At 61.7% G+C, this 22,932-nt stretch carries 21 protein-coding genes and 3 pseudogenes; 16 read left to right on the plus strand and 8 right to left on the minus strand.

What is annotated here, in order from left to right; genetic code table 11:
- Positions 1 to 113 precede the first annotated feature (113 nt).
- The gene (locus tag ACP7EY_RS08760) at positions 114 to 581 is read left to right on the plus strand and encodes an Lrp/AsnC family transcriptional regulator (RefSeq protein WP_426192503.1); all 468 of its coding nucleotides are present in this window, start codon (positions 114 to 116) and stop codon (positions 579 to 581) included.
- A 12-nt stretch (positions 582 to 593) separates the two neighbouring features.
- On the opposite strand, the gene glmU is transcribed toward ACP7EY_RS08760, so the two are convergent.
- A complete protein-coding gene (glmU, locus tag ACP7EY_RS08765) occupies positions 594 to 1,970 on the minus strand; it encodes a bifunctional UDP-N-acetylglucosamine diphosphorylase/glucosamine-1-phosphate N-acetyltransferase GlmU (RefSeq protein ID WP_426192505.1) in 1,377 nt (458 codons plus the stop codon).
- A gap of 27 nt (positions 1,971 to 1,997) precedes the next feature.
- Between glmU and ACP7EY_RS08770 the strand changes: the two genes are divergently transcribed.
- The 5 genes from ACP7EY_RS08770 (at position 1,998) to ACP7EY_RS08790 (ending at position 5,176) form a co-directional block, all read left to right on the plus strand.
- Complete coding sequence (locus ACP7EY_RS08770) at positions 1,998 to 2,897, plus strand: DUF6279 family lipoprotein (protein ID WP_426192507.1); 900 nt, start codon at positions 1,998 to 2,000, stop codon at positions 2,895 to 2,897.
- Positions 2,898 to 2,937: 40 nt separating this feature from the next.
- The gene (gene rsmD, locus ACP7EY_RS08775) at positions 2,938 to 3,588 is read left to right on the plus strand and encodes a 16S rRNA (guanine(966)-N(2))-methyltransferase RsmD (RefSeq protein ID WP_426192509.1); all 651 of its coding nucleotides are present in this window, start codon (positions 2,938 to 2,940) and stop codon (positions 3,586 to 3,588) included.
- Between the two features lie 100 nt (positions 3,589 to 3,688).
- Entirely contained in the window at positions 3,689 to 4,210 is a 522-nt protein-coding gene (gene coaD, locus ACP7EY_RS08780; RefSeq protein ID WP_426192511.1) for a pantetheine-phosphate adenylyltransferase, read from the plus strand.
- Positions 4,211 to 4,221: 11 nt separating this feature from the next.
- Complete coding sequence (locus tag ACP7EY_RS08785; RefSeq protein ID WP_426192513.1) at positions 4,222 to 4,479, plus strand: YfhL family 4Fe-4S dicluster ferredoxin; 258 nt, start codon at positions 4,222 to 4,224, stop codon at positions 4,477 to 4,479.
- Between the two features lie 100 nt (positions 4,480 to 4,579).
- Positions 4,580 to 5,176, plus strand: coding sequence for a chalcone isomerase family protein (locus ACP7EY_RS08790; protein WP_426192515.1), 597 nt, complete (start codon positions 4,580 to 4,582; stop codon positions 5,174 to 5,176).
- 82 nt (positions 5,177 to 5,258) lie between these two features.
- Here the strand turns inward: ACP7EY_RS08790 and ACP7EY_RS08795 are convergent, their stop codons facing one another.
- Positions 5,259 to 5,414 (minus strand): hypothetical protein, encoded by a 156-nt coding sequence (locus ACP7EY_RS08795; protein ID WP_426192517.1) that lies wholly within the window; start codon positions 5,412 to 5,414, stop codon positions 5,259 to 5,261.
- 208 nt (positions 5,415 to 5,622) lie between these two features.
- On the opposite strand from ACP7EY_RS08795, the gene ACP7EY_RS08800 reads away from it, so the two are divergent.
- Positions 5,623 to 6,582 carry a LysR family transcriptional regulator gene (locus tag ACP7EY_RS08800; protein WP_426192519.1) on the plus strand — a complete coding sequence of 320 codons (960 nt, stop codon included), beginning with the start codon at positions 5,623 to 5,625 and terminating at the stop codon, positions 6,580 to 6,582.
- Between the two features lie 3 nt (positions 6,583 to 6,585).
- Here ACP7EY_RS08800 and ACP7EY_RS08805 read toward each other — a convergent pair whose 3' ends face one another.
- Positions 6,586 to 7,041 (minus strand): Lrp/AsnC ligand binding domain-containing protein, encoded by a 456-nt coding sequence (locus tag ACP7EY_RS08805; RefSeq protein ID WP_305507256.1) that lies wholly within the window; start codon positions 7,039 to 7,041, stop codon positions 6,586 to 6,588.
- Between the two features lie 248 nt (positions 7,042 to 7,289).
- Between ACP7EY_RS08805 and putA the strand changes: the two genes are divergently transcribed.
- Entirely contained in the window at positions 7,290 to 10,946 is a 3,657-nt protein-coding gene (gene putA, locus ACP7EY_RS08810; RefSeq protein ID WP_426192521.1) for a trifunctional transcriptional regulator/proline dehydrogenase/L-glutamate gamma-semialdehyde dehydrogenase, read from the plus strand.
- Positions 10,947 to 10,961: 15 nt separating this feature from the next.
- Here the strand turns inward: putA and ACP7EY_RS08815 are convergent, their stop codons facing one another.
- Positions 10,962 to 11,753: a 5'-methylthioadenosine/adenosylhomocysteine nucleosidase gene (locus ACP7EY_RS08815; RefSeq protein ID WP_426192523.1), complete on the minus strand. Its 792-nt coding sequence runs from the start codon at positions 11,751 to 11,753 to the stop codon at positions 10,962 to 10,964.
- Positions 11,754 to 12,429: 676 nt separating this feature from the next.
- On the opposite strand from ACP7EY_RS08815, the gene ACP7EY_RS08820 reads away from it, so the two are divergent.
- From ACP7EY_RS08820 to ACP7EY_RS08855, 8 genes and pseudogenes are all read left to right on the plus strand, one after another.
- Positions 12,430 to 13,488 carry an NAD(P)H-dependent flavin oxidoreductase gene (locus ACP7EY_RS08820; RefSeq protein ID WP_426192525.1) on the plus strand — a complete coding sequence of 353 codons (1,059 nt, stop codon included), beginning with the start codon at positions 12,430 to 12,432 and terminating at the stop codon, positions 13,486 to 13,488.
- Positions 13,489 to 13,510: 22 nt separating this feature from the next.
- Positions 13,511 to 15,163, plus strand: a complete 1,653-nt coding sequence (locus tag ACP7EY_RS08825) for a GMC family oxidoreductase (protein ID WP_426192527.1) — start codon at positions 13,511 to 13,513, stop codon at positions 15,161 to 15,163.
- 138 nt (positions 15,164 to 15,301) lie between these two features.
- On the plus strand, positions 15,302 to 16,069 hold the full coding sequence (locus ACP7EY_RS08830; RefSeq protein ID WP_426192528.1) for an ABC transporter ATP-binding protein: 768 nt from the start codon (positions 15,302 to 15,304) through the stop codon (positions 16,067 to 16,069).
- Positions 16,069 to 16,776: an ABC transporter ATP-binding protein gene (locus ACP7EY_RS08835; protein ID WP_426192530.1), complete on the plus strand. Its 708-nt coding sequence runs from the start codon at positions 16,069 to 16,071 to the stop codon at positions 16,774 to 16,776. The genes ACP7EY_RS08830 and ACP7EY_RS08835 overlap by 1 nt, the downstream gene beginning before the upstream one ends.
- 42 nt (positions 16,777 to 16,818) lie before the next feature.
- Positions 16,819 to 18,027, plus strand: a complete 1,209-nt coding sequence (locus ACP7EY_RS08840) for an ABC transporter substrate-binding protein (protein ID WP_426192532.1) — start codon at positions 16,819 to 16,821, stop codon at positions 18,025 to 18,027.
- 192 nt (positions 18,028 to 18,219) lie between these two features.
- The gene (locus ACP7EY_RS08845; RefSeq protein ID WP_426192534.1) at positions 18,220 to 19,104 is read left to right on the plus strand and encodes a branched-chain amino acid ABC transporter permease; all 885 of its coding nucleotides are present in this window, start codon (positions 18,220 to 18,222) and stop codon (positions 19,102 to 19,104) included.
- A 9-nt stretch (positions 19,105 to 19,113) separates the two neighbouring features.
- On the plus strand, positions 19,114 to 20,097 hold the full coding sequence (locus ACP7EY_RS08850) for a branched-chain amino acid ABC transporter permease (protein WP_426192536.1): 984 nt from the start codon (positions 19,114 to 19,116) through the stop codon (positions 20,095 to 20,097).
- Between the two features lie 112 nt (positions 20,098 to 20,209).
- A pseudogene (locus ACP7EY_RS08855) lies at positions 20,210 to 20,937 on the plus strand (transposase); the annotation flags it as partial.
- A gap of 48 nt (positions 20,938 to 20,985) precedes the next feature.
- Here the strand turns inward: ACP7EY_RS08855 and ACP7EY_RS08860 are convergent.
- The 4 genes and pseudogenes from ACP7EY_RS08860 to ACP7EY_RS08875 all read right to left on the minus strand — a co-directional run.
- On the minus strand, positions 20,986 to 21,570 hold the full coding sequence (locus tag ACP7EY_RS08860; protein ID WP_426192538.1) for a PEP-CTERM sorting domain-containing protein: 585 nt from the start codon (positions 21,568 to 21,570) through the stop codon (positions 20,986 to 20,988).
- Between the two features lie 297 nt (positions 21,571 to 21,867).
- On the minus strand, positions 21,868 to 22,392 hold the full coding sequence (locus ACP7EY_RS08865) for a hypothetical protein (RefSeq protein ID WP_426192540.1): 525 nt from the start codon (positions 22,390 to 22,392) through the stop codon (positions 21,868 to 21,870).
- Positions 22,367 to 22,651 (minus strand): annotated as a pseudogene (locus tag ACP7EY_RS08870) (Rrf2 family transcriptional regulator); the annotation flags it as partial. The gene ACP7EY_RS08865 and the pseudogene ACP7EY_RS08870, both read right to left, overlap by 26 nt.
- A 12-nt stretch (positions 22,652 to 22,663) precedes the next feature.
- Positions 22,664 to 22,932: pseudogene (locus tag ACP7EY_RS08875) on the minus strand (hypothetical protein); the annotation flags it as partial.

Raw genomic sequence — 22,932 nt, forward strand, 5'->3', positions numbered from 1 at the left:
TGAAATATGCTAACAAGTTAAGCCAATTTATGAAATATCCTTTCATGCAGATCACTGCGTGAAATATAATTTCATCTTAGACGCTTAATTGTTTGATTTAATGAGATACCGCAATGACCGACCATGATTTCGACGAGCTCGATCGTCTCATTTTGAACACATTGCAGCACGATGCTTCGCTCAACAATGCGGAACTGGCGGAACGGGTCAAGGTATCGGCGCCCACCTGCTTGCGCCGCGTCAAGCAGTTGACGGCCTCGGGGGTGATTGCGCGCCAGGTGGTGCTGGTCGATCCGGCCAGGGTGGGAGCCCAGTTGTGCGCCATCGTCGAGATTGCGCTCGATGTGAATGCGGCGGAAAAGATGGCGCAGTTCGAAGCGCTGGTGGCCGCCGAGGCGGCCGTGCTGCAATGCTACCGGGTGGCGCCGGGGCCCGATTTCGTGCTGATCGTGCAAGTGGCCGACATGCCGGCCTACCACGCGCTGGCGCATCGGCTGTTTGCCACCCACGCCAATGTGCGCAACGTCAAAACTTATTTTTCCACGTTCCGCAGCAAGTTCGAAACGCGCATCGCCGTGTAAATCACGGACGCCTCACTTCTTGATTTTCACGGGCCGCTGCCAGTGGTCGACGGTCACTTGCCGCGCGCGCGAAATGGTCAGCTTGCCAGCCGGCGCGTTTTTCGTCAGCGTGGTGCCGGCCCCCAGCGTGGCGCCCGCGCCCACCGTGACCGGCGCCACCAGTTGGGTGTCGCTGCCAATAAAACAGTCATCTTCGATCACCGTGCGGAATTTGTTGACGCCATCGTAGTTGCAGGTGATGGTGCCGGCGCCGATGTTCACCCGCGCGCCCACGGTGGCGTCGCCCACGTAGGCCAGGTGATTGGCCTTGCTGTGGGCGGCGATGGTGCTGTTCTTGACTTCGACGAAGTTGCCGATGTGGACGTCCTGGCCCAGTTCGGCGCCGGGGCGCAGGCGGGCATACGGGCCGATCTGCGATTGCGGGCCCACCTGGGCGCCGTCGATATGGCAAAACGGCTTGATCTGCACGCCCGCACCCACGTTCGAATTGACCAGCACGCTATGGGCGCCCACCGTCACGCCATCGGCCAGCACCACCGTTCCCTCGAACACGCAACCGACATCGATCGTCACGTCGCGCCCGCACGTCAGGGTGCCGCGGATGTCGATGCGGGCCGGGTCCATCAGCGTCACGCCCTGTTCCAGCAGGGCATGGGCCAGCTTGCCCTGGTGGCGGCGCTCGAGCTCGGCCAGTTGCACCTTACTGTTCACGCCCGCCACTTCCCACTCGGCCGCGGGCTGGGCCGACACCACCGTCATGTGTTCCGCCACCGCCTTGGCGACGATGTCGGTGAGGTAATACTCGCCCTGCGCATTGTTGTTCGACAGCGAACTCAACCATTCTTTCAGGCGGCGGGTGGGGGCGACCATGATGCCGCTGTTGATCTCGCGAATCTTGCGCTCTTCGTCGGTGGCGTCCTTCTCTTCGACGATGCGGACGATCTCGCCGTGTTCGCGCACCATGCGGCCCAGGCCGAAAGGATTGCTTTGCTCGACCGTCAGGATGCCCAGCTTGTCGCTGCCGGCCGCCAGCACCAGCCGGCGCAACGAGTCGGCCGTGGTCAACGGCACGTCGCCGTACAGGATCAGGGTGGGCACCGAATCATCCAGCTGGGGCAGGGCTTGCATGACCGCATGGCCCGTGCCAAGTTGCGGTTCTTGCAAGGCCGTGTCGATGGCCGCATGCTCGCCATTGTTTTGTGCTTCGATCATCTTCGGCACCGCTGCGCCGCCATGCCCGTAAATCACGCATAATTTGCTCGGTGAAAGTTCACGCGCAGTATCAATGACGTGTTGCAACAGCGGCTTGCCCGCCAGCGGGTGCAGGACTTTCGGCAACGCCGATTGCATGCGCTTGCCCATACCGGCGGCGAGAATGACAACGTTCATGAGCAGCACTTTGAAAGAGTTATATAGATGAAAAATTTTAACACGACCACCAGCGCCGCAAGCCGGCTTCGCCTGCTGTTCCTGATCGCACTGATGGCCATGCTGGCCGCCTGCAGCAGCATCCGGTTTACCTATAACCACGGCGACACCGTGCTGTATTGGTGGCTCAACAACTACCTGGACTTCGACAGCGACCAGTCCGGCTTCGTCAAGCGCGACATCGACAACCTGTTCCAGTGGCACCGCAAGACCCAATTGAAAGATTATGTGCAACTGTTGCAGACAGGCCAGCGCCAGCTGGCCGGCAACCTGACAGCCGCCGATCTGCACGCCAATTACGACCAGGTCCGTGCGCGCACCGAGTTGCTTGCCTTCAAAGCCCTGCCGGAACTGGCTGACCTGGCGCGCACCGTCAAGCCGGAGCAGATCACCCAGATGGAAAAGAAGTTCGCCAAGAACAACGACGACTTCCGCAAAAAATTCATGAAAGGCGACCTCGAGGAGCAGCAAAAGGCCCGCTTCAAGAAATCGATGGAGCAGTTCGACCTGTGGTTTGGCCGCTTCAGCAGCGAGCAGGAAGCCCAGCTGCGCAAGGCCTCCGACGCGCGCGCCTTGAACAACGAGATCTGGCTCGATGAGCGGGTGCGCCGCCAGAAACGCATCGTCGCCGTGCTGCGCAAGGTGCAGCAGGAAAAACTGGCCAAGGACGCCACCATCACCCAGCTGCACGGCCTGGTGCGCGAATTGTTCGACCGCATGGATGCGCCCGAGCGCAAGGCGTTTTTCGACGCCTACGAAGAGCAGACCATCCAGATGATCCTCACCGCCGTCAAGATCGCCACGCCGGTACAGAAGGCCAATGCGCAAAAACGCATGGCCGGCTGGATCGACGATTTCAATGTGCTGGCGACCCAGCCGCAGACTTGAACGGCGCTTGACGCCACAGGGCAGTGATATAGTGACGGCCATGCAAAAAAAGCCCGCCAAAGTCCCCGTCCACCGCCCCCCGCCGCCGAAGCACGTTCGCATCATCGGCGGCGCCTGGAAACGCAGCCAGTTGCCCGTGCTCGACGCACTGGGCCTGCGCCCCACCCCCGACCGCGTCCGCGAGACCGTCTACAACTGGATCAGCCATCTGTGGGACCACCAGTGGCAAACGGCCCGCGTGCTCGACCTGTTCGCCGGCAGCGGTGCGCTGGGCCTGGAGGCGGCCAGCCGTGGCGCCGCGGCGGTGACGCTGATCGATTCGCACCCGCAAGTGGTGCGCCAGCTCGGTGAGATCAAGGACAAGCTGCACGCCGACAACGTCACCGTCCAGCGCGCCGATGCGCTGGCCGCCGCCGCCACCCTGGCCGCCCGTGGCGCCCGCTACGACCTGGTGTTTCTCGATCCCCCCTACCAGCAGGACCTGTTGTCGAAAAGCTTGCCCTTGTGCCTGGACTTGCTGGACGAAGACGGCCTCGTGTATGTCGAATCGGGCACCCCCTTGCCGTTTCCCCAGCCGGAAACGGTCGATGCGCCGCCCACGCCGGCCTGGCTGGCGCCGTGGAGGGCCGTGCGCGAAGACAAGGCGGGCATCGTGTTTTATTATCTGCTGCAACGGCGCACCGTCGACTGATGGTCCGCCCGCGCGGGGCGCCATGGCCCTGTTATGGGGCAGAAGCCCGATTTTCGGGCATAATGCGCGTTCTATATGAGTGCATCTCCAGGGAGCCGCAATGGTTGTAGCCGTATATCCGGGAACCTTCGATCCCTTAACCCGAGGCCATGAAGACCTGGTGCGCCGGGCCTCCGGACTGTTCGACACCCTGGTTGTCGGCGTTGCCGACAGCAAGAACAAGCGTCCCTTCTTTTCGCTGGAAGAACGGCTGGAAATTGCCAATGAAGTGCTCGGCCATTATCCGAACGTCAAGGTGGAAAGCTTTTCCGGGCTGCTCAAGGATTTCGTGCGCAAGCACGACGCCCGCGTCATCGTGCGCGGCCTGCGCGCCGTCTCCGACTTCGAATACGAATTCCAGATGGCCGGCATGAACCGCTACCTGCTGCCCGACGTCGAAACGCTGTTCCTGACGCCGTCGGACCAGTACCAGTTCATCTCCGGCACCATCGTGCGCGAGATCGCCATCCTGGGCGGCGATGTGTCCAAGTTCGTCTTCCCCTCGGTCGACCGCTGGCTGCAAAAGAAAATCGTGGCGATGGCCGAAGCGGCCGAGCTGGCAGCGCAAACCGGCACCCCTTAAGAGCTGCGACCATGGCCTTGATGATTACCGACGATTGCATCAACTGCGACGTGTGCGAGCCCGAATGCCCGAATGAGGCCATTTATATGGGCGCGGAGATCTACGAGATCGACGCCAGCAAGTGCACCGAATGCGTCGGCCATTTCGACGAGCCCCAGTGCCAGCAAGTGTGCCCCGTCAGCTGCATTCCCTTCGATCCGGCCTGGCGCGAATCGCCCGAACAGCTGCTGTTCAAATACACGCAACTGACGGCCGCCAAGACCGCCTGAACGGTCCCGGCAGGAATACACCGGCCGCGCTTGCCGCGGCCGCGCACGCTCGTGCTATATTCAGGCGCACTTCCTCAATTCCAACAATAATGGAGACACCATGGTCGCGACACGATTTGTTCTGAAACACTGGTTTGCCGGCGCCTTGATGGCATGCGCCGTGGCGCAAGGCAGCTTCGCCGCCGAAGTGGCCGGCGTCAAACTCGACGACACCGCCAAGGTGGCCGGCAAGGACCTGGTCCTCAATGGCGCCGGTATCCGCACCAAGGTCATTTTCAAGGTGTATGCGGCCGGCTTGTACCTGGCAGAAAAAAAGAATAACGTCGCCGACATCCTCAAGCAGGAAGGTCCCCGCCGCATGACCATCGTGATGATGCGCGACGTCAGCTCGGCCGACTTCGGCGATGCCTTCATGAAGGGCATCAACGACAATATCGACGCCACCGAAAAGGCCAAATATGCGGGCCAGATCGCCAAGTTCGGCGAATTGTTCGGCGCCATCCCCGGCGTCAAGAAGGGTGATGTACTGCACCTGGACCTGATCCCCGGCGCCGGCACCGTGGCCGAACTGAACGGCAAAAAAGTGGGCGAGACCATTGCCGATCCCGGCTTTTATAATGCCGTGCTGCGCATCTGGCTGGGTGACAAACCCGTCGACAGCGGCTTGAAGCCGGCACTGCTGGGCGCAGCCCGCTAAGGTTTCGCGCGCACACAAAAAAAGCGGCGCCCCGGTTTTCCCGGGCGCCGCTTTTTTACGAAGTCGTCGAACGACCTGGAAATCAGCGCGCTACGGCGCGGGCGGCGCGCTGCTCGCGCGTCAGGCGGGGACGCACCATCAGGACGGCGGCCTTGGCCATGCCGCTGAGCAGCGGCTTGAAAAACACGCCGATGCCGGCAAGGGCGGAGACGGCCAGCATCACACTGACGATGGGCATCACGGGGACGCCGGCTACAGATTGAAACATACTTGAGGTGAACGACACGGGATTTCCAATGAATTTAGCTTACTATGAGCAAACTATAGTGCAACGCAACATATAAATCTAATTCCAATTACCAATACCGATTATACGAATGCTGAATGGATGATGTATATTGACATCAACATGTTGGCTGCATGAACCTACCCCACCAGACCCCGCCATGAGCTTTCTCACCCTCGACCTGAACCTGCTGCGCGTCTTTGACGCCGTCATGACGGAACAGAACCTGACACGCGCCGCCGGCCACCTGGCCATGACCCAGCCGGCGGTGTCGAACGCCATCAAGCGCTTGCGCGAAAGTCTCGGCGACGATTTATTGATCCGCACGGCGTATGGCGTCAAGCCGACTCCGCGCGCCGAACAGTTGTGGCCGGCCGTGCGGCAAGCGCTGGCGGGGCTGGAAGCGGCGGTCGCGCCCGGTACCTTCGATGTGTCGAAAGCGAACACGACGTTTCGGATGGCGATGGCCGACGCCACCGCCGCCTTCTGGCTGCCCTCGCTGATGCGCGCCATCGAAAGCGAGGCGCCCGGCGTCACCGTGCGCATGGTGCCCCTGACCACGCGCGAACCGCGGCCCATGTTGCTGCGCGGCGACATCGACCTGGCCGTCGGCTTTTTTCCCGGGGTGGCGGCACAATTGTCGTCCGACACCAGCTCGCCCATCCGCCACGAACGCCTGTACTCGGGCCGCTACGTGTGTGTGATGCGCAAGCACCATCCGCTGGCCAGGCAGGAACTGACGCTGGACCGCTACGTGGCCGCCAACCATTTATTGGTCAGCTTTTCCGGCCGCGCCCACGGTTTGACGGACGAGGCGCTGGCCCAGCTGGGCCGCGAACGGCGCATCCTGTTAACAGTGAACCAGTTTTTCACGGCCGGCCGCGTCGTCGCCAATTCCGACCTGATCACCGTCCTGCCCAAGCACCTGATCGCCTCGACGGGCACGGCCGACGCACTGGTCTGGCGTGAACTGCCGTTCACCCTGCCGGCAGTGCATATCGACATGCTGTGGCACGAGCGCGACGCCCGCAGCCCCGCGCACACCTGGCTGCGCAAGCATTTCGAGACGATGGATTTGATGATGTCGCCGGCCCACAAGAGCCACAGCACGGTCGAATAGACGCTAGCGTATCGGCAATTTGGTGGTGTTTTTGACTTCTTCCATCACCGCATAGGTGTGCGTCTCGCGCACGCCTTTCTGCAGCAAGGTTTTGCCCAGAAACTCGCGGTAGGCCGCCATGTCCTTCACGCGCGCCTTGACCAGGTAGTCGAAACCGCCCGCCACCATGTGGCACTCGAGCACCTCGGGAATGAGTTGCACGCTGTTTTTAAAGGCGTCGAACACTTCCGGGGTGGTGCGGTCCAACACCACTTCGATGAACACCAGCAAGGACACGTCCAGCAATTGGGGATTGAGCTGGGCCGTGTAACCCATGATGTAACCGGACTCGTGCAACTTGCGCACCCGCTCGAGGCAGGCGGCCGGCGACAGGTTGACCCGCGCGGCCAGTTCGACGTTGCTGATGCGCCCGTCATTTTGCAGTTCGGCCAGGATTTTCTTGCTGATCTTGTCAAGCATGACTTCGTCCCCCAGAATAAATTTTATTTGGTCAAATTGTCTCACCAAAAACTATCTATTGCTAGTATTCCCTAATACCACAATTAATCCAGAAGAAATCCCACTACAATCGAATCAATCTTTTGGGCGCCCAACTCCGCGCATTTGCCATCAGCAGATGGTCCGATGGGGGCCGTGCGGGCGCCGCGTCGCCTGCTGCCGCCGGCCATCGACAGCCTATTTCCTCCCTTGCACATAAAGAGTCCTCCATGAATATTGCCGCATCCTCCGACCTGTCGCAGTTGCCGTTTGCCGCCCTGCTCGCTGAAATCAAGCCGCCCCAGTCGATGCTGCGGGCCGCCATCACCGCCGCTTACCGCCGCGACGAGGCGAGCGCCGTGCAATGGCTGCTGGCCCAGGGCGCGCGCGCCAATGCCGACGCCGCGTCACTGGCGCGCCGCCTGGTCGAGCAAGTGCGGGCCAAGCGCACGCGGGCATCCGGTGTGGACGCGCTCATGCATGAATTTTCCCTGTCGTCGGAAGAAGGGGTCGCCCTGATGTGCCTGGCCGAAGCCTTACTGCGCATTCCCGACAGCGCCACCGCCGACCGCTTGATTGCCGACAAAATCAGCAAGGGCGACTGGCGCAAGCACCTAGGCGAGTCGCCGTCCCTGTTCGTCAATGCCGCCACCTGGGGCCTGTTGATCACCGGTAAGCTGGTGGGCACCAGCAGCGAGCAGGGCCTGGGTTCGGCCTTAACCAAGCTGATCGGCAAGGGCGGCGAACCGCTGATCCGCAAGGGCGTCGACCTGGCCATGCGCATGCTGGGCAACCAGTTCGTCACCGGCCAGACGATCGACGAAGCGCTGAAAAACAGCCGCCCCAACGAGGCGCGCGGCTACCGCTATTCCTACGACATGCTGGGCGAAGCGGCGCTGACGGAAGCGGACGCGCAAGCCTATTACCAGTCCTACGAAACGGCCATCCACGCCATCGGCCGCGCCTCGAACGGCCGCGGCATCAACGACGGCCCCGGCATTTCCATCAAGCTCTCGGCCCTGCACCCCCGCTACAGCCGCGCCCAGCACGCGCGCGTGATGAACGAATTGTTGCCCCGTGTGCGAGCGCTGGTGCTGCTGGCCAAGCAATACAATATCGGCATCAATATCGACGCGGAAGAAGCGGAACGGCTGGAAATATCGCTCGACATGATGGAAGCGATGGCCTTCGATCCCGCGCTGGCCGGCTTCGACGGCATCGGCTTCGTGGTGCAAGCCTATCAAAAACGCTGCCCCTTCGTGATCGATTTCCTGGTCGACCTGGCCCAGCGCAGCGGCCGCAAATTCATGGTGCGCCTGGTCAAGGGGGCCTATTGGGATGCTGAAATCAAGCGCGCCCAGGTCGATGGCATGCTCGGTTTCCCCGTCTACACGCGCAAAGTCTATACCGACGTCAGCTATCTGACCTGCGCCCGCAAACTGTTGTCGGCCGCCGATTGCCTGTACCCGCAATTTGCCACCCACAATGCCCATTCGCTGGCCGTCATCTATAGCTGGGCGAAGGCGGACGGCATCAGCAATTACGAATTCCAGTGCCTGCACGGCATGGGGGAAACCCTGTACGACCAGGTGGTGGGCGTCGAACACCTCGACAAGGCCTGCCGCATTTATGCGCCGGTGGGCTCGCATGAAACCCTGCTGGCCTACCTGGTGCGGCGCCTGCTGGAAAACGGCGCCAATTCCTCGTTCGTCAACCAGATCGTCGATCCGCAAGTGTCGATCGCCACGCTGATCGCCGATCCGCTCGAGACCGCCGCCGCCCTGCAAGGCAGAGCGCACCCGGGCATCGCCCTGCCGCGCCAGCTGTTCGGCGCCGAACGGCGCAATTCGGCCGGCCTCGATCTGACGGACGAAAACGTGCTCACGTCGCTGGCGAGCGCCTTGAGTACACCGCGCAGCTATGCGGCGGCGCCCTTGATCGGTGCCGGCGCGGCGCCCACCGGTGCGCCGCCGCGCGCCGTGTGCAATCCCGCTTTCCACGCCGACGTGGTCGGCACCGTGGAGGACGCCAGCGCCGAGCAGGTCGAGGCCGCCCTGGCCGCCGCCGCCGCCGCCGCCGCCGCCTGGCAGGCGCACAGCCCGGCGACGCGCGCGGCGATGCTGGCGCGGGTGGCCGACCTGTTCGAAAGCCATTGCCCGGAACTGATGGCGCTGGCCGTGCGCGAGGCGGGAAAATCGCTGCCCAATGCCATCGCCGAGGTGCGCGAAGCGGTCGATTTCCTCCGTTATTACGCCCAGCAGGCGGCCACCAGCGCGCCGGCGACGGCGCTGGGGCCGGTGGTGTGCATCAGCCCATGGAATTTCCCGCTGGCGATTTTTACGGGCCAGGTGGCGGCCGCGCTGGTGGCCGGCAACGTGGTGCTGGCCAAGCCGGCCGAGCAGACCCCCCTGATCGCCCACCGGGCCGTGCAATTGTTCCATGAAGGCGGCGTGCCGCTGGCGGCGCTGCAACTGCTACCCGGCCGCGGCGACGTGGTGGGCGCCGCCCTGACGGCCGACGCGCGCATCAAGGGGGTGATTTTTACCGGTTCCACGGAAGTGGCGCAACTGATCAACCGCACCCTGGCGGCGCGCGCGATCGCCGAACACGGAGAAATCGCCCTGATTGCCGAGACGGGCGGCCAGAATGCCCTGATCGTCGATTCCTCGGCCCTGCCGGAACAGGTGGTGCAGGACGCCCTCAGTTCCGCGTTCGACAGCGCCGGCCAGCGCTGTTCGGCGCTGCGCGTGCTGTTCTTGCAGGAAGAAATCGCCGACAAGACCTTGCGCATGCTCAAGGGCGCCATGCAGGAATTGCGCGTGGGCGTGCCGGACCGGCTGGCCATCGATATCGGCCCCGTCATCGACGCCGAAGCGCGCGACAATTTATTGGCCCACATCGCGCGCCTGACAGCGACGGCAAAATCGCATTATTCGCTCGAGCTGCCCGCCAGCCTGACGCAGAACGGCACCTTCGTGGCGCCCACCGTGCTGGAAATCGGCTCGCTGGCCGAATTGACGAAGGAAGTGTTCGGTCCCGTGCTGCACGTGATCCGCTACCGCCGCGCCGACCTGGCGCAACTGGTCGAGGCCATCAATACCAGCGGTTTCGGCCTGACCCTGGGGGTCCATTCCCGGATCGATGAAACCATCGACTTTATTACCCAGCGGGCCCACGTGGGCAATATCTACGTCAATCGCAACATCGTCGGCGCCGTGGTGGGGGTGCAGCCGTTTGGCGGCGAAGGCAAATCGGGCACCGGTCCCAAGGCGGGCGGTCCGCTCTACCTGAAGCGCCTGCAAGTGGCGGCGCCCGAACCGGAACTGGACGTCCCCCGTGCGCCTTCGGCGTCGCTGGGCCTGATGACGGTGCTGGGCGACTGGGCGCGGAGCAATCAGCATGGGGGCCTGGACGCGTTGATTGCGCAATATCAAAGCGCAAGCCTGCAGGGCGTCACGCTCACCTTGCCCGGTCCGACGGGCGAACGCAATACGCTCGCCTTTGCCCAGCGCGGTTTGGTGCTGTGTGCGGCCAGCGATGTGGCGGTGCTGCTCAACCAGCTCGCTGCTGTGTTTGCCACGGGCAACCGCGCGCTGGTGCTCGATGCGCGCTTGCTGGCCGGCTTGCCGGCGGCCGTGCTCGCGCACATCGATGTCGTCGACCGGCTGGCCAGGGCGCCCGCACCGTGCCAGATCGCGCTGGTGGACGAAGGGACCAGCGCCGCCGTCACGGTTGAAGCGGCAGCCGCCGAAGGCGCCCTGATCAGCCTGATCGCCACCAGCGCCAGCGCCGCCATTCCCCTGTGGCGCCTGGTGGCCGAGCGGGCTCTGTGCGTCAACACCACGGCCGCGGGCGGCAATGCCAGCCTGATGACGCTGGGACTATAGTGAAAGCGCGCCCGTTCAGTCGTCGTTGACGGGCGCCGCCAATTGTTCGCACAAGCGTTTGATACTATAAAACGCATATTGGGCGGCCACCGCTTGCACGAAGTGCAAGAAATCGGTGGCCGCTTTTTCATTGGCGTTGTCGGAAATGGTGCGCATGACGGCAAACGGCACGTTCAATTCAAAACACACCTGGGCCACCGCCGCCCCTTCCATTTCCACCGCCAGCAGACCCGGATGGGCGTGGGCCAGGCCGGCGATGCGCTCGGCGCTGTGGATAAACTGGTCGCCGCTGGCCACCAGCCCCCGGTGCACTTTTACGTCGTGCAAACCAAACAGCTTTTTTTCCCCATCGTCGATGGCGCTGGGCAGCTGCAGGGCCACGAAATACGCAACGGCCTGTGCCAGCCGCGTTGACAGGTCCGTGTCGGCCGCAAAGTAGACCATTCCCGTCAACGGCACTTCACAGGGCGGGAACAGGGGACTGGCATCCATGTCGTGCTGGACCAGGTAATCGGCCACGACGATGTCGCCTACCCGTACCCCCGGTCCGCCCGAGCCGGCAACGCCGGTGAACACCAGGTGGCTTACGCCGAACTTTTCCACAAGCAAAGTTGCCGTCATGGCAGCGGCGACCTTGCCAATGCGCGAGAGCACGCACACAGCATCGATGCCCCACAGGGTGCCGGTGGTGTAGTCGCGCCTGCCGTGGATGTGCGTGGCGGCCCCTTGCATGGCTTCTACCAGCCCTTGTTGCTCTTCCTGTAGAGCGCTGATGATGCCGAGACGGTACATCGAAGAGGCAGCCATGTTCTGTAGACGGGGTTGAATTTAAAAAAAAACGGCACATCACCGACTTGTCCACCGGCCTGCGTTGTTTACTGTTTTATACAAAGATAGGTATACAAAGGTAGTAGTAATAGTAGGCATCCAGGGGTTCTGTGGATAACTCACTATTTATCAACAGGCTCAATGGTTTACGGCGATGACAAGCGGTCTCGTAAACATTGTATCGAACGGGGAAGGTTGTTGGACAATTTTCCCGCTACGCGACTTTTACGGGGTTTTGCACAAATGACCCTGTGGATATCCAATAGCTTATCCACAAGCGGTTTGCCAGTGTGGCCAGGCAGCTGGCCTCGTTCTTTTGTTGGCGTCCCATTTTTTTTTGGAAATTCAACAAAATTCAAAATCGGCAACACCGTTTTCCGGGGCGGTTTTTCGGGGTCGGGGTGGCCTTTTTTTTTTATCTGTTTACTTAACAAGATAGGTATACAAGTTTAGTAGTAGTTGTTAACAGGCCCTGTTTTCTGTGGATAAGCCCTTATTTTTGAATAAAATCAAGCGCTTGCGCGCTGTACAAGGCTGTTAACGATTCTGTATGATGGCAGAACCAATTCTGGACAAAAAAAAGCCTGTGCATAAAATGGGGTTTATCCACAATCGGTGCCTGTGGATATCCAGACACTTATCCACAGGAGGCCTCATGAACGCCAAAAAACTGCTTGAATCGTTGCGCTGCCCCATCATCCAGGGGCCCATGGCGGGTGGTTTCTGTACGCCGGCCCTGATCGCGGCCGTGTCCCATGCGGGCGGCGTGGGCAGCCTGGCCGGCTCCTTGTTGTCGCCCCAGGCCCTGCGGGAGCAGGCGGCGCAGGTGCAAGCGCTCACATCCGGGCCGTGGCTGCTCAATTTGTTTGTCCAGCACACGCCTGCCCCCACCGAGGCGGAGATTGCCGCCGCCAGCGCGCTGCTCGAGCCCGTCTGGAAGCCGCTGGGCTGGAGTGCTCTGCCGCGACCGGCCCAGTGGTGCCAGGATTTCGCGGCCCAGTTCGACACGCTGCTGGCAGTGCGCCCGCCGCTGGCCAGTTTTACCTTCGATATTTTGACGGCGGACCAGGTCGAGCGCCTGCATGGGGCCGGCATCGGCGTGATCGGCACCGTCACCAGCGTGGCCGAGGCGCTGGCCTGGCAAGCCGTGGGCGCCGATGCCGTGATTGCCTCCGGCATCGAAGCGGGCGGCCACCGGGGCACCTTTCTCGGCCGCCAGGAGGACGCCACCCTGGCTGCCCGCTCACTGTGGCCGCAGGTGGCGCAAGCCGTGTCGATTCCCGTGATTGCCGCCGGCGCCATCATGGACGGCGCCGACATCCGCGCCGCGCTCGACCTGGGGGCCAGTGCCGTGCAGATGGGAACGGCGTTCCTGGTGACGGACGAAGCGGCGTTGCATCCGGCCTACAAGCAGCGCCTGCTGGCCGGCAACGCCCACACCCGGCTCACGCGCGCGTTTTCCGGCCGCTATGCGAGAGGGATCGAAAATGGCTTCATGCGTCAAATGGCTGGTGTGGAAGAGCAGGTTCCAGCGTATCCTGTTCAAAATGCGTTGACGGCCAGCATCCGCGCCGCCGCCGCCGCCGCCAACGACAGCGAATCGATGTCGCTGTGGGCCGGCACGGGCGTGAACCGGGCACGCGCCATGCCGGCGGCCCGCCTGATGGCGACCTTGGCGGCCGAGCTGGCGCAGCAGCAAGCAAGCAGAGATTAAAAAAACATTCGAGGAGACGTGCTTGGAATCGGCAGGACAATACGACTACATCATCGTGGGTGCAGGCACGGCCGGCTGCTTGCTGGCCAACCGCCTGACCCGCAACAAACATCACAATGTGCTGCTCATCGAGGCGGGCGGCAAGGACGACTACCTGTGGATCCACATTCCCGTCGGCTACCTGCACTGCATCGGCAACCCGCGCACGGACTGGCTGTATAAAACCGAGCCGGACGTGGGCCTGGGCGGGCGCTCGCTGATGTATCCGCGCGGTAAGGTGCTGGGCGGCTCCTCGTCCATCAACGGCATGATCTACATGCGCGGCCAGCGGGGCGATTACGATCACTGGGCCGCTCTGACGGACGATCCCTCGTGGCGCTGGGACCAGGTGCTGCCCCTGTTCATGCAAACGGAGAACCACCACGGCGGCGCCAGCGCCCTGCACGGCGCCGGTGGCGAGTGGCGGGTGGAAAAGCAGCGCCTGTCCTGGCAGATCCTCGACGCCTTCCGCGACGCCGCCGACCAGGTCGGCATTCCCAAGATCGACGATTTCAACGGCGGCGACAACCAGGGCAGTGCCTATTTTGAAGTCAACCAGAAGCGCGGCATCCGCTGGAACACCGCCAAGGCCTTCCTGCGCCCCGCCGCCGGGCGGCCGAACCTGACCATCATGACGGGCTGCCACGTTGAGCGCCTGCTCATCGAGAAGGACGCCAGCGGCGCCGCCATCTGCCGTGGCGTCGAATTTACGGGGGGCGGGCGGCGCTTTCGCGCCGACGCCGAGCGCGAAACGCTGCTGGCGGCAGGCGCCATCGGCTCGCCCGCCATCTTGCAACTGTCCGGTGTGGGGCCGGCGCCGGCCCTGCACGCGCTGGGCATCGTGCCGCTGGTCGACCGCGCCGGCGTGGGCGAGAACTTGCAGGATCACTTGCAGCTGCGCATGGTCTATAAAGTGAGCAAGGCAAAAACCCTCAACACCACCTCGGCAAGCTGGTTCGGCAAGATGAAAATCGGCCTCGAATATACCTTGCGCCAGAGCGGGCCCATGTCGATGGCGCCGTCGCAACTGGGCGCCTTCGCCCGGTCCGATCCGGCGCAGGCCTCGGCCAATTTGCAATACCACGTGCAACCATTGTCTCTGGAGAAATTCGGCGACCCCCTGCACCCGTTTCCCGCGTTCACCGCCAGCGTCTGCAATCTGCGCCCCACCTCGCGCGGCCATGTGCGCCTGGCCAGCGCCGACAGCCACGCGGCGCCGAAAATCGTGCCCAATTACCTGAGCACGGCCGAAGACCGCAAGGTGGCCGCCGCCGCGCTGGCGCTGACGCGGCGCATCGTCGCCGCGCCCGCGCTGGCGCAATACGGCCCCGTCGAGTACAAGCCGGGCCTGGCCTACAGCACCGAAGAACAGCTGGCCGAAGCGGCCGGCCTGATCGGCACGACCATCTTCCACCCCGTCGGCACCTGCAAGATGGGCCTGGTGGCCGATCCGCTGGCCGTCGTCGGCAGCGATCTGAAAGTGATCGGGGTGGCCGGTTTGCGGGTGATCGATGCGTCCGTGATGCCGACTATTACCTCGGGCAACACCAACTCGCCCACCCTGATGATTGCCGAAAAAGCGGCCCAGCTGATCATGGGGGAGGCGCAGCGGTCCGTGCTTGGTGCGACCGCTTAGCGCGCCGGCAAGGCCCCAAAACAGGGCGCGTGCGGGGGGCGGATCACCGTATTTATACCGTATTGTGAGCGTGTGATGATCTGTGTATTATCGTGAGCAAATAAGATAGCAGTAACATAAAAATATTTCGGAGATACAATGGACGTCATCTTGGAAACCCGCAACTTGACCAAAGAGTTCAAGGGTTTTACGGCGGTGAGTGACGTGAATTTGAGCGTCGAGCGCGGCCATATCCACGCCTTGATCGGCCCGAACGGGGCCGGCAAGACCACCTGTTTCAATTTGCTCACCAAGTTCCTGGTGCCCACCTCGGGCCAGATCTTGTTCAATGGCAAAGACATCACGGCGGAAGCGCCCGCCCAGATTGCCCGCAAGGGCATCATCCGGTCGTTCCAGATTTCGGCGGTGTTTCCCCACCTGTCCGTGCTGCAGAACGTGCGCATCGGCTTGCAGCGCCAGCTCGGTACCTCGTACCACTTCTGGAAGAGCGAGCGCTCATTGTCGAGTCTGAACGACCGCGCCATGCAATTGCTGGCCGAAGTCGACCTGACCGAATTTGCCGACACCATCACCGTCGACATGCCCTACGGCCGTAAGCGGGCGCTGGAAATTGCCACCACCCTGGCGATGCAGCCGGAACTGATGCTGCTGGACGAACCGACCCAGGGCATGGGCCACGAAGACGTCCACCGCGTGACCGAGTTGATCAAAAAAGTGTCAAGCGGACGCACCATCCTGATGGTTGAACATAATATGAGCGTGGTCTCCGGTATTTGTGACAAGATTTCCGTCCTGCAGCGCGGCGCCATGCTGGCCGAGGGCAGTTACGCCGAGGTATCGAAAAATCCGCAAGTGATGGAAGCGTACATGGGCACGGTCGATGTCGCGCTGGAAGGAGCCCACTGATGGCGGCCGCACTCGAGATCAGCAATCTGCACGCCTGGTACGGCGAATCGCACATCTTGCATGACGTGAACCTGTCGGTGAACCAGGGCGAAGTGGTGACCTTACTCGGTCGCAACGGCGCCGGGCGCACCACCACCATGCGCGCCATCATGGGCCTGACGGGCAAGCGCACAGGCTCCATCAAGATCAACGGCACCGAATCGATCGGCATGCCGACCCACCGCATCGCCCACCTGGGCGTGGGTTACTGCCCGGAAGAACGGGGCATTTTTTCCTCCCTGTCGACGGAAGAAAACCTGATGCTGCCGCCGGCCCTGGCTGGCACGGACAAGGGCATGTCGGTGCAAGAGATTTACCAGATGTTCCCGAATCTGTACGAGCGCCGCAACAGCCAGGGCACGCGCCTGTCGGGCGGCGAGCAGCAAATGCTGGCGGTGGCGCGCATCTTGCGCACGGGCGCCCGTTTGCTGTTGTTGGACGAAATTTCCGAAGGCCTGGCGCCCGTGATCGTGCAGGGCCTGGCCCGCATGATACTCACGCTCAAGTCGAAGGGCTACACCATCGTCATGGTGGAACAGAATTTCCGCTTCGCTGCACCGCTGGCGGACCGGTTTTACGTGATGGAGCACGGTCAGATCGTCGAGACCTTCGCTTCGTCTGAATTGAACGCCAAGATGCCGGTGCTGACCGAGCTGCTGGGCGTTTAAATGGTGTTGGCTTAATCTAAATAATATCCTCACGGAGACAAAATGAAACGTAACGTTATTGCCACCGCAGCCGGTGCCCTGTGCGCCATGAGCATGTCCATGTCGGCCCAGGCGCAAATCTCGGGCGACACCATCAAAATCGGCATGATCACCGACCTGTCGGGCACCTATTCGGATGTCGACGGCAACGGCGGCGCCGAAGCGGTCAAAATGGCGATCGCCGACATGGGCGGCATGATCAACGGCAAAAAAATTGAATTCGTCGTCGCTGACCACCAGAACAAGGCCGATATCGCCGCCAGCAAGGCGCGCGAATGGTTTGACCGCGAGGGCGTCGACATGCTCATCGGCGGCACCAATTCGGGCACCAGCCTGGCCATGGCGAAAATCGCCGCGGAAAAGAAAAAAGTGTTCATTTCGATCGGCGCCGGTTCGGCCCGCCTGACGAATGAAGAATGCACCCCGTTCACCGTGCACTACGCCTACGACACCATCGCCCTGGCGCGCGGCACCGGCTCGACCATCGTCAAGCAGGGCGGCAAATCGTGGTACTTCCTGACGGCTGACTACGCGTTCGGCCAGTCGCTCGAGAAAGACACGGCCGAAGTGGTCAAAGCCAACGGCGGCACCGTGCTGGGCAGCGCCAAGCATCCGCTGGCGGCGTCGGACTTCTCGTCCTTCCTGCTGCAGGCGCAAGGGTCGAAAGCGCAAATCCTGGGCCTGGCCAATGCGGGCGGCGACACCATCAATGCCATCAAGGCGGCCAACGAGTTCGGCATCACCAAGACCATGAAGCTGGCCGGCTTGCTGATGTTCATCAACGATGTGCACTCGCTGGGCTTGAAAATGACCCAGGGCATGTACCTGACGGACGGTTGGTACTGGGACCAGAATGACCAGAGCCGCGCCTGGTCGAAGCGCTATTTCGCCAAGATGAAGAAAGAGCCGTCGATGCTGCAAGCGGCCGATTACTCGGCCGCGTCGAACTACCTGGCCGCCGTCAAGGCCATCGGTAGCGACGATCCGGAAAAAATCATGGCGCACATGAAAAAGACTCCCATCAACGACATGTTCGCCAAGGGCGGCGTGATCCGTCCGGACGGCCGCATGGTCCACGACATGTTCCTGATGCAAGTCAAAACCCCGGCCGAGTCGAAGTACCCGTGGGATTACTATAAAGTCGTCGCCACCATCCCTGGCGCCCAGGCTTACGCCACCAAGGCCGAAAGCAAGTGCGCACTCTGGAAATAATCAAGGTGTGATGGCAGGGCCCGGCGCGATGCCGGGCTGCATTTCAAGAAGCGGGTCGCGTACCCGCTTCTTTCGTGATTGCCCTGTATTTTTGTTTCTGTTGTAAAACGCGCTTGCGCCGTGCCGCGTTTCGCGGTGCGGCGTGTTCTTTAGTCCACGCCGGTCCCCCCGGTGTTTTTGTACTGTGATGCCATGGAAATCTTCGGCGTTCCGCTTCCTGCCTTGATGAGCCAGCTTTTGCTGGGACTCGTCAACGGCTCCTTCTATGCCATGTTGTCGCTGGGTCTGGCCGTGATTTTCGGCTTGCTCAACGTAATTAACTTTTCGCACGGTGCGCTCTACATGGTGGGCGCGTTTCTCGCGTTCATCGGCGTCACCACGCTGGGCCTCAATTACTGGGTGATGTTGCTCGTCGCCCCCCTGATCGTCGCCGTCTTCGGCATCCTGGTCGAAAAATCGATGCTGCGCTGGCTGTATAAACTCGACCATTTGTATGGCTTGTTGCTCACCTTCGGCATCACCTTGCTGCTCGAAGGGGTGTTCCGTTCCTTCTTCGGCGTCTCCGGCCAGTCCATCGACGTGCCGGAACTGCTGCAGGGCGCCACCAACCTGGGCTTCATGGTCATGCCGAACTACCGCGCCTGGGTCGTCGTCGCCTCGCTCAGCGTGTGCCTGGCCACCTGGTTCGTCATCGAAAAAACCAAGCTGGGCTCCTACCTGCGCGCCGGCACGGAGAACCCGAAACTGGTCGAAGCGTTCGGCATCAACGTGCCCCTGATGGTCACGCTCACCTACGGCTTCGGCGTCGCCCTGGCCGGCTTCGCCGGCGTGCTGGCGGCCCCCATCATCAACGTCACCCCGCTGATGGGCTCGCACCTGATCATCGTCGTGTTCGCCGTGGTGGTCATCGGCGGCATGGGTTCCATCATGGGTTCGATCCTGACGGGCCTGGGCCTGGGCATCATCGAAGGATTTACCCGCGTGTTCTACCCGGAAGGGTCCGAAGTGGTGGTGTTTGTCGTCATGGTCATCGTCCTGTTGATCCGTCCTGCCGGGCTGTTCGGCAAAGAGAAATAAGGAGTCACCATGTATCGTAAAATCGGCTTCGCCATCGCCCTCGCGGTGGCCCTGATCGCCCCCTTCGTCGGCTACCCCGTGTTCCTGATGAAGCTGCTGTGCTTCGGCCTGTTCGCCTGCGCGTTCAATTTGCTGATCGGCTACACCGGTCTGCTCTCGTTCGGCCACGCCGCCTTCTTCGGCGCCGCCGGCTATTTCACCGGCTATGCGCTGACCACCTTGGGCCTGCCCACCGAACTGGGCATCCTGGTCGGCGTGGTGGTGGCGGCCCTGATCGGCCTGGTGATGGGCTGGCTGGCGATCCGTCGCCAGGGCATTTATTTCACCATGATCACTTTGGCGCTGGCGCAGATGGTGTACTTCGGCATGCTGCGGGCCCCCTTCACCCACGGTGAAGATGGCTTGCAGGGCATTCCCCGCGGCAAGCTGCTGGGCATGGTCGACCTGGCCAACGACACCACCATGTACTACGTGGTGCTGGCCATTGCCATTGCCGGCTTCGCCTTGATCGTGCGCATCGTCCACTCGCCGTTCGGCCAGGTGCTCAAGGCGATCAAGGAAAACGAGCCCCGTGCCATTTCTCTGGGTTACGACGTCGACCGCTACAAGCTGACCGCCTTCGTGCTGTCGGCCGCGCTGGCGGGCCTGGCAGGGTCCACCAAGGCCGTCGTGCTCGGTTTCGAGACCCTCACCGACGTCCACTGGAGCATGTCCGGCCTGGTCGTCCTGATGACCCTGGTGGGCGGCATGGGCACCCTGGTCGGCCCCATCCTGGGCGCCTTCATCATCATCGCGCTGGAAAACAAGCTGGGCGACGTCGGCAATTTCATTGCCCGCACCACGGGCCTGGAGTGGTTCACCACGCTGGGCGAATCGGTGGGCATGGTCACTGGCCTGATTTTCATCGTCTGCGTGCTGCTGTTCCGCCGCGGTATTGTCGGTGAAATCGGCGCGGCGATTGCCGCGGCGACCCGCAGGAAGCGCGCTGCCTGAGTGGTTTGATCCTTGAAGGCAAAAAAGACTGGCAACGCCAGTAATGCCGTTCAGTGAAGACTGAGCGGCATTTTTATTTTGGGGCGTGTAAACGCCGGGGTCTGCTGTTAACCTGCGTGGCGTGACCTTGACCGCGTTATCCACGCATCTTGTTCATAGCGCGGCGTTTGGCCAGTACGGCACCAACGAAATGCTGTATGCCAAACAGCTGATTGACGCGATACCCAACGATTCGCTGACGGTGTTCGATCGCGGCTTCCTCTCGGCTGAAATTCTGTGTGCGCTCACCCGAGGCGGCAGCGAGCGTCACTTCATCATCCCGACAAAGTCGAACACGCGCTGGGAAGTCATTGAGGGCGATGAAAATGGCGATGACTTCACCGCGCATGCGCGTGCCAGTACGGCTGTCGATGCGCAGGCCCGCAAGCGTATCTTGCTCACGTCGCTACGCGATCGATGGCGCTACAAACCCGCCGATATCGCGCATTGCTACACGCGTCGCTGGGGCATCGAAACAAGTTACCGTGAACTCAAGCAGACCATCTATGAGGAACCTTGATTGCCTACAAGCTGATCCGGCTGGAGATCGCCAAAGCTGCCTTGGTCGTCAAATGCGAACCGACCGAAGTGAGCTTCATCCGCGCCCTCCACCTGATCCAGTTTGAGCTTCACTGGGCAGCCGTCACCAGGTCGTACTGCAGGCTGCCCGATGCGATGAAACATGTGCGTGAAAGGCTGCTTAGCCTCCTGAATGACGAACGGCCCGATCGAAAATTCGACCGGGCCGTCAAGGCGGGACCACCGCGCTATGCCACACGCGTTCTACGAAAACCAGCTTAACTGAACAGCATCAGGCGCGCCGGCCGGGTTTTTTTAGAGGCAGAACAGTTACACGGCAGCGGCAGCGCGGCGACGGCGGCTGGTGTAACCGAGCGCAGCCAGGCCAGCGCAGAGCAGCAAACCGGTGGCTGGCTCAGGCACGTCGGTGCTTGGCGGCACGGTGTCTTCAGCGAACGTGATAGTGATGAAACCGGAGTCCCAGATGCCGTTTGGCGAAATATCATCCACGTAATCTTCATAGAATTCCAGCCGCAAGAGTCCGTCGGCGCCGACATTGAAGGACAAGCCTTCCGCGATCAGATCGAGCGTCTCCGCAAACAATGCGGTACCCGGCTCGTCAACGCCGAAGCCGAAATTGAACAAGATGCCCTCGTTCACGCCGGAATCAGAAATGACAAACCCCATCTCTGACAAATAGCTGGGATCGAAGGCAGTCATGGTCACCGAGTAGCTGATCCCGATGACGCTTGCATTGGCGCCCACCTGGTAGTTAAACGTCGGATTGGCTGGGTCGAACAGTTCGCCATTACTTTGAATTCCACTGACATTGATCACCAAAGGTGCGGCGAACACCGAGGCACAAGCGAACAAGGACAGACTTGCGAGAAATTTACTAAAAGCGCGAACTGACATGGATATTCTCCGGTGGCGGGGTTAGGTGATGCTGCCATTTATCTGAGCAAAAAGCATGCCGGACGCTACGCACGTTTGTAAACATTTGAATAATATAAATAAATTATTTGATTGATATATCGACATTTACAGAGTTGTAAAGTTTCCCGACAGATAATTAGCGCATTCATTGCATCCATCTGTACATTGTTGATTCTAAAGAGAAATTTAAAATATTAGTATGCCAATGAAACGGGCGAAAAAAGAGCCGGCATATAAGTCGGCTTCATTTTTGAGACTTTAGTCTTGCGTAAAAAACTACAGCGCAGCACCCTCGCACAGTTTCAGGCTGGCGCCATGGGCGCCAGCCTGCTGCGACATCGCGCGCAGCGCCGCGATCAGCGAGCGGTGCGCCGCCACCCCGGCCATGGCGCCATCGGCGACGGCAAAGGCGACGTTGCCGGCCGCCCTTGCCATATCGCCGCAGCACAACACCCCGTCCACCGTGCTCGCTTGTTGCCCGTCCGTTTGCACGAATTGTCCCAGCGGTCCTTCTTCCATCGCGCATCCCAGCTGCGCCGCCAGCGTATTGCCGACGCTGGTGCGGGGGACCACGAACAGGCCTGCCATGACGCGCCGCCGGCCGTCGGCCAGCGCCGCCAGTTGCGCCGCACTGGGGTCGAAGGCGCGATTGAGAAAGAAGGTGACCTGGCCCCAGTCGCGCGCCAACGCGGCCAGCACGCGACGCTGCGCGCGCGCCAGTTGCAGGGCGGCGGACAGGCCGGCGTAGCTGCCGCCGATGACGATGGCGTCGAAATCACTTTGCTGCCGCGGTACTGGCATGGTGGTGTGCTCCGTGGTTGGCGTATTGGGCATTGAAACGCGCCGACAGGTCGGCCAGGGTGACTTCGGCAAAGCGCGCGATCAGCAGCGCTTTGGCGTCGTCGAACGCGCTGGTGAGCGATTGATTGACCACCCGCTCGACCAGGCACTGCGGTTGCTCGAGCCGGTTGCCCATGGCGAACACGGTCGGTGAGCCGACGCCGATATAAATGTCGCACAAGGTCACCTGGCGCAGATCGACCGTGATGAGCCAGCCGCCACCATGGCCCTTCTAGGAGCCGACGTAGCCGCGTTCGCGCAAGCCGGCGAGGGTGCGCCGCACCAGGGTGGCATTGGTTTGAAGAAAACCAGCAAGTTCGTCCGACGTCAGCGGTCGATCGCTGTGCGCCATGTGCAACAGCAGGTGAAGGATGGAAGATAGGGCAGCCTCTAAAACCAAGTGCAACACCCTTTGCTGTAAGGTGCTGCCATGCCGAAAATCTATACCCATCTGACGACACAGGAGCGCGCCGTCGTGATGACCATGCGGGACGACCAGTG

This window comes from Massilia sp. DWR3-1-1 (assembly GCF_049898325.1).
GTDB lineage: Bacteria > Pseudomonadota > Gammaproteobacteria > Burkholderiales > Burkholderiaceae_D > JAFCUW01.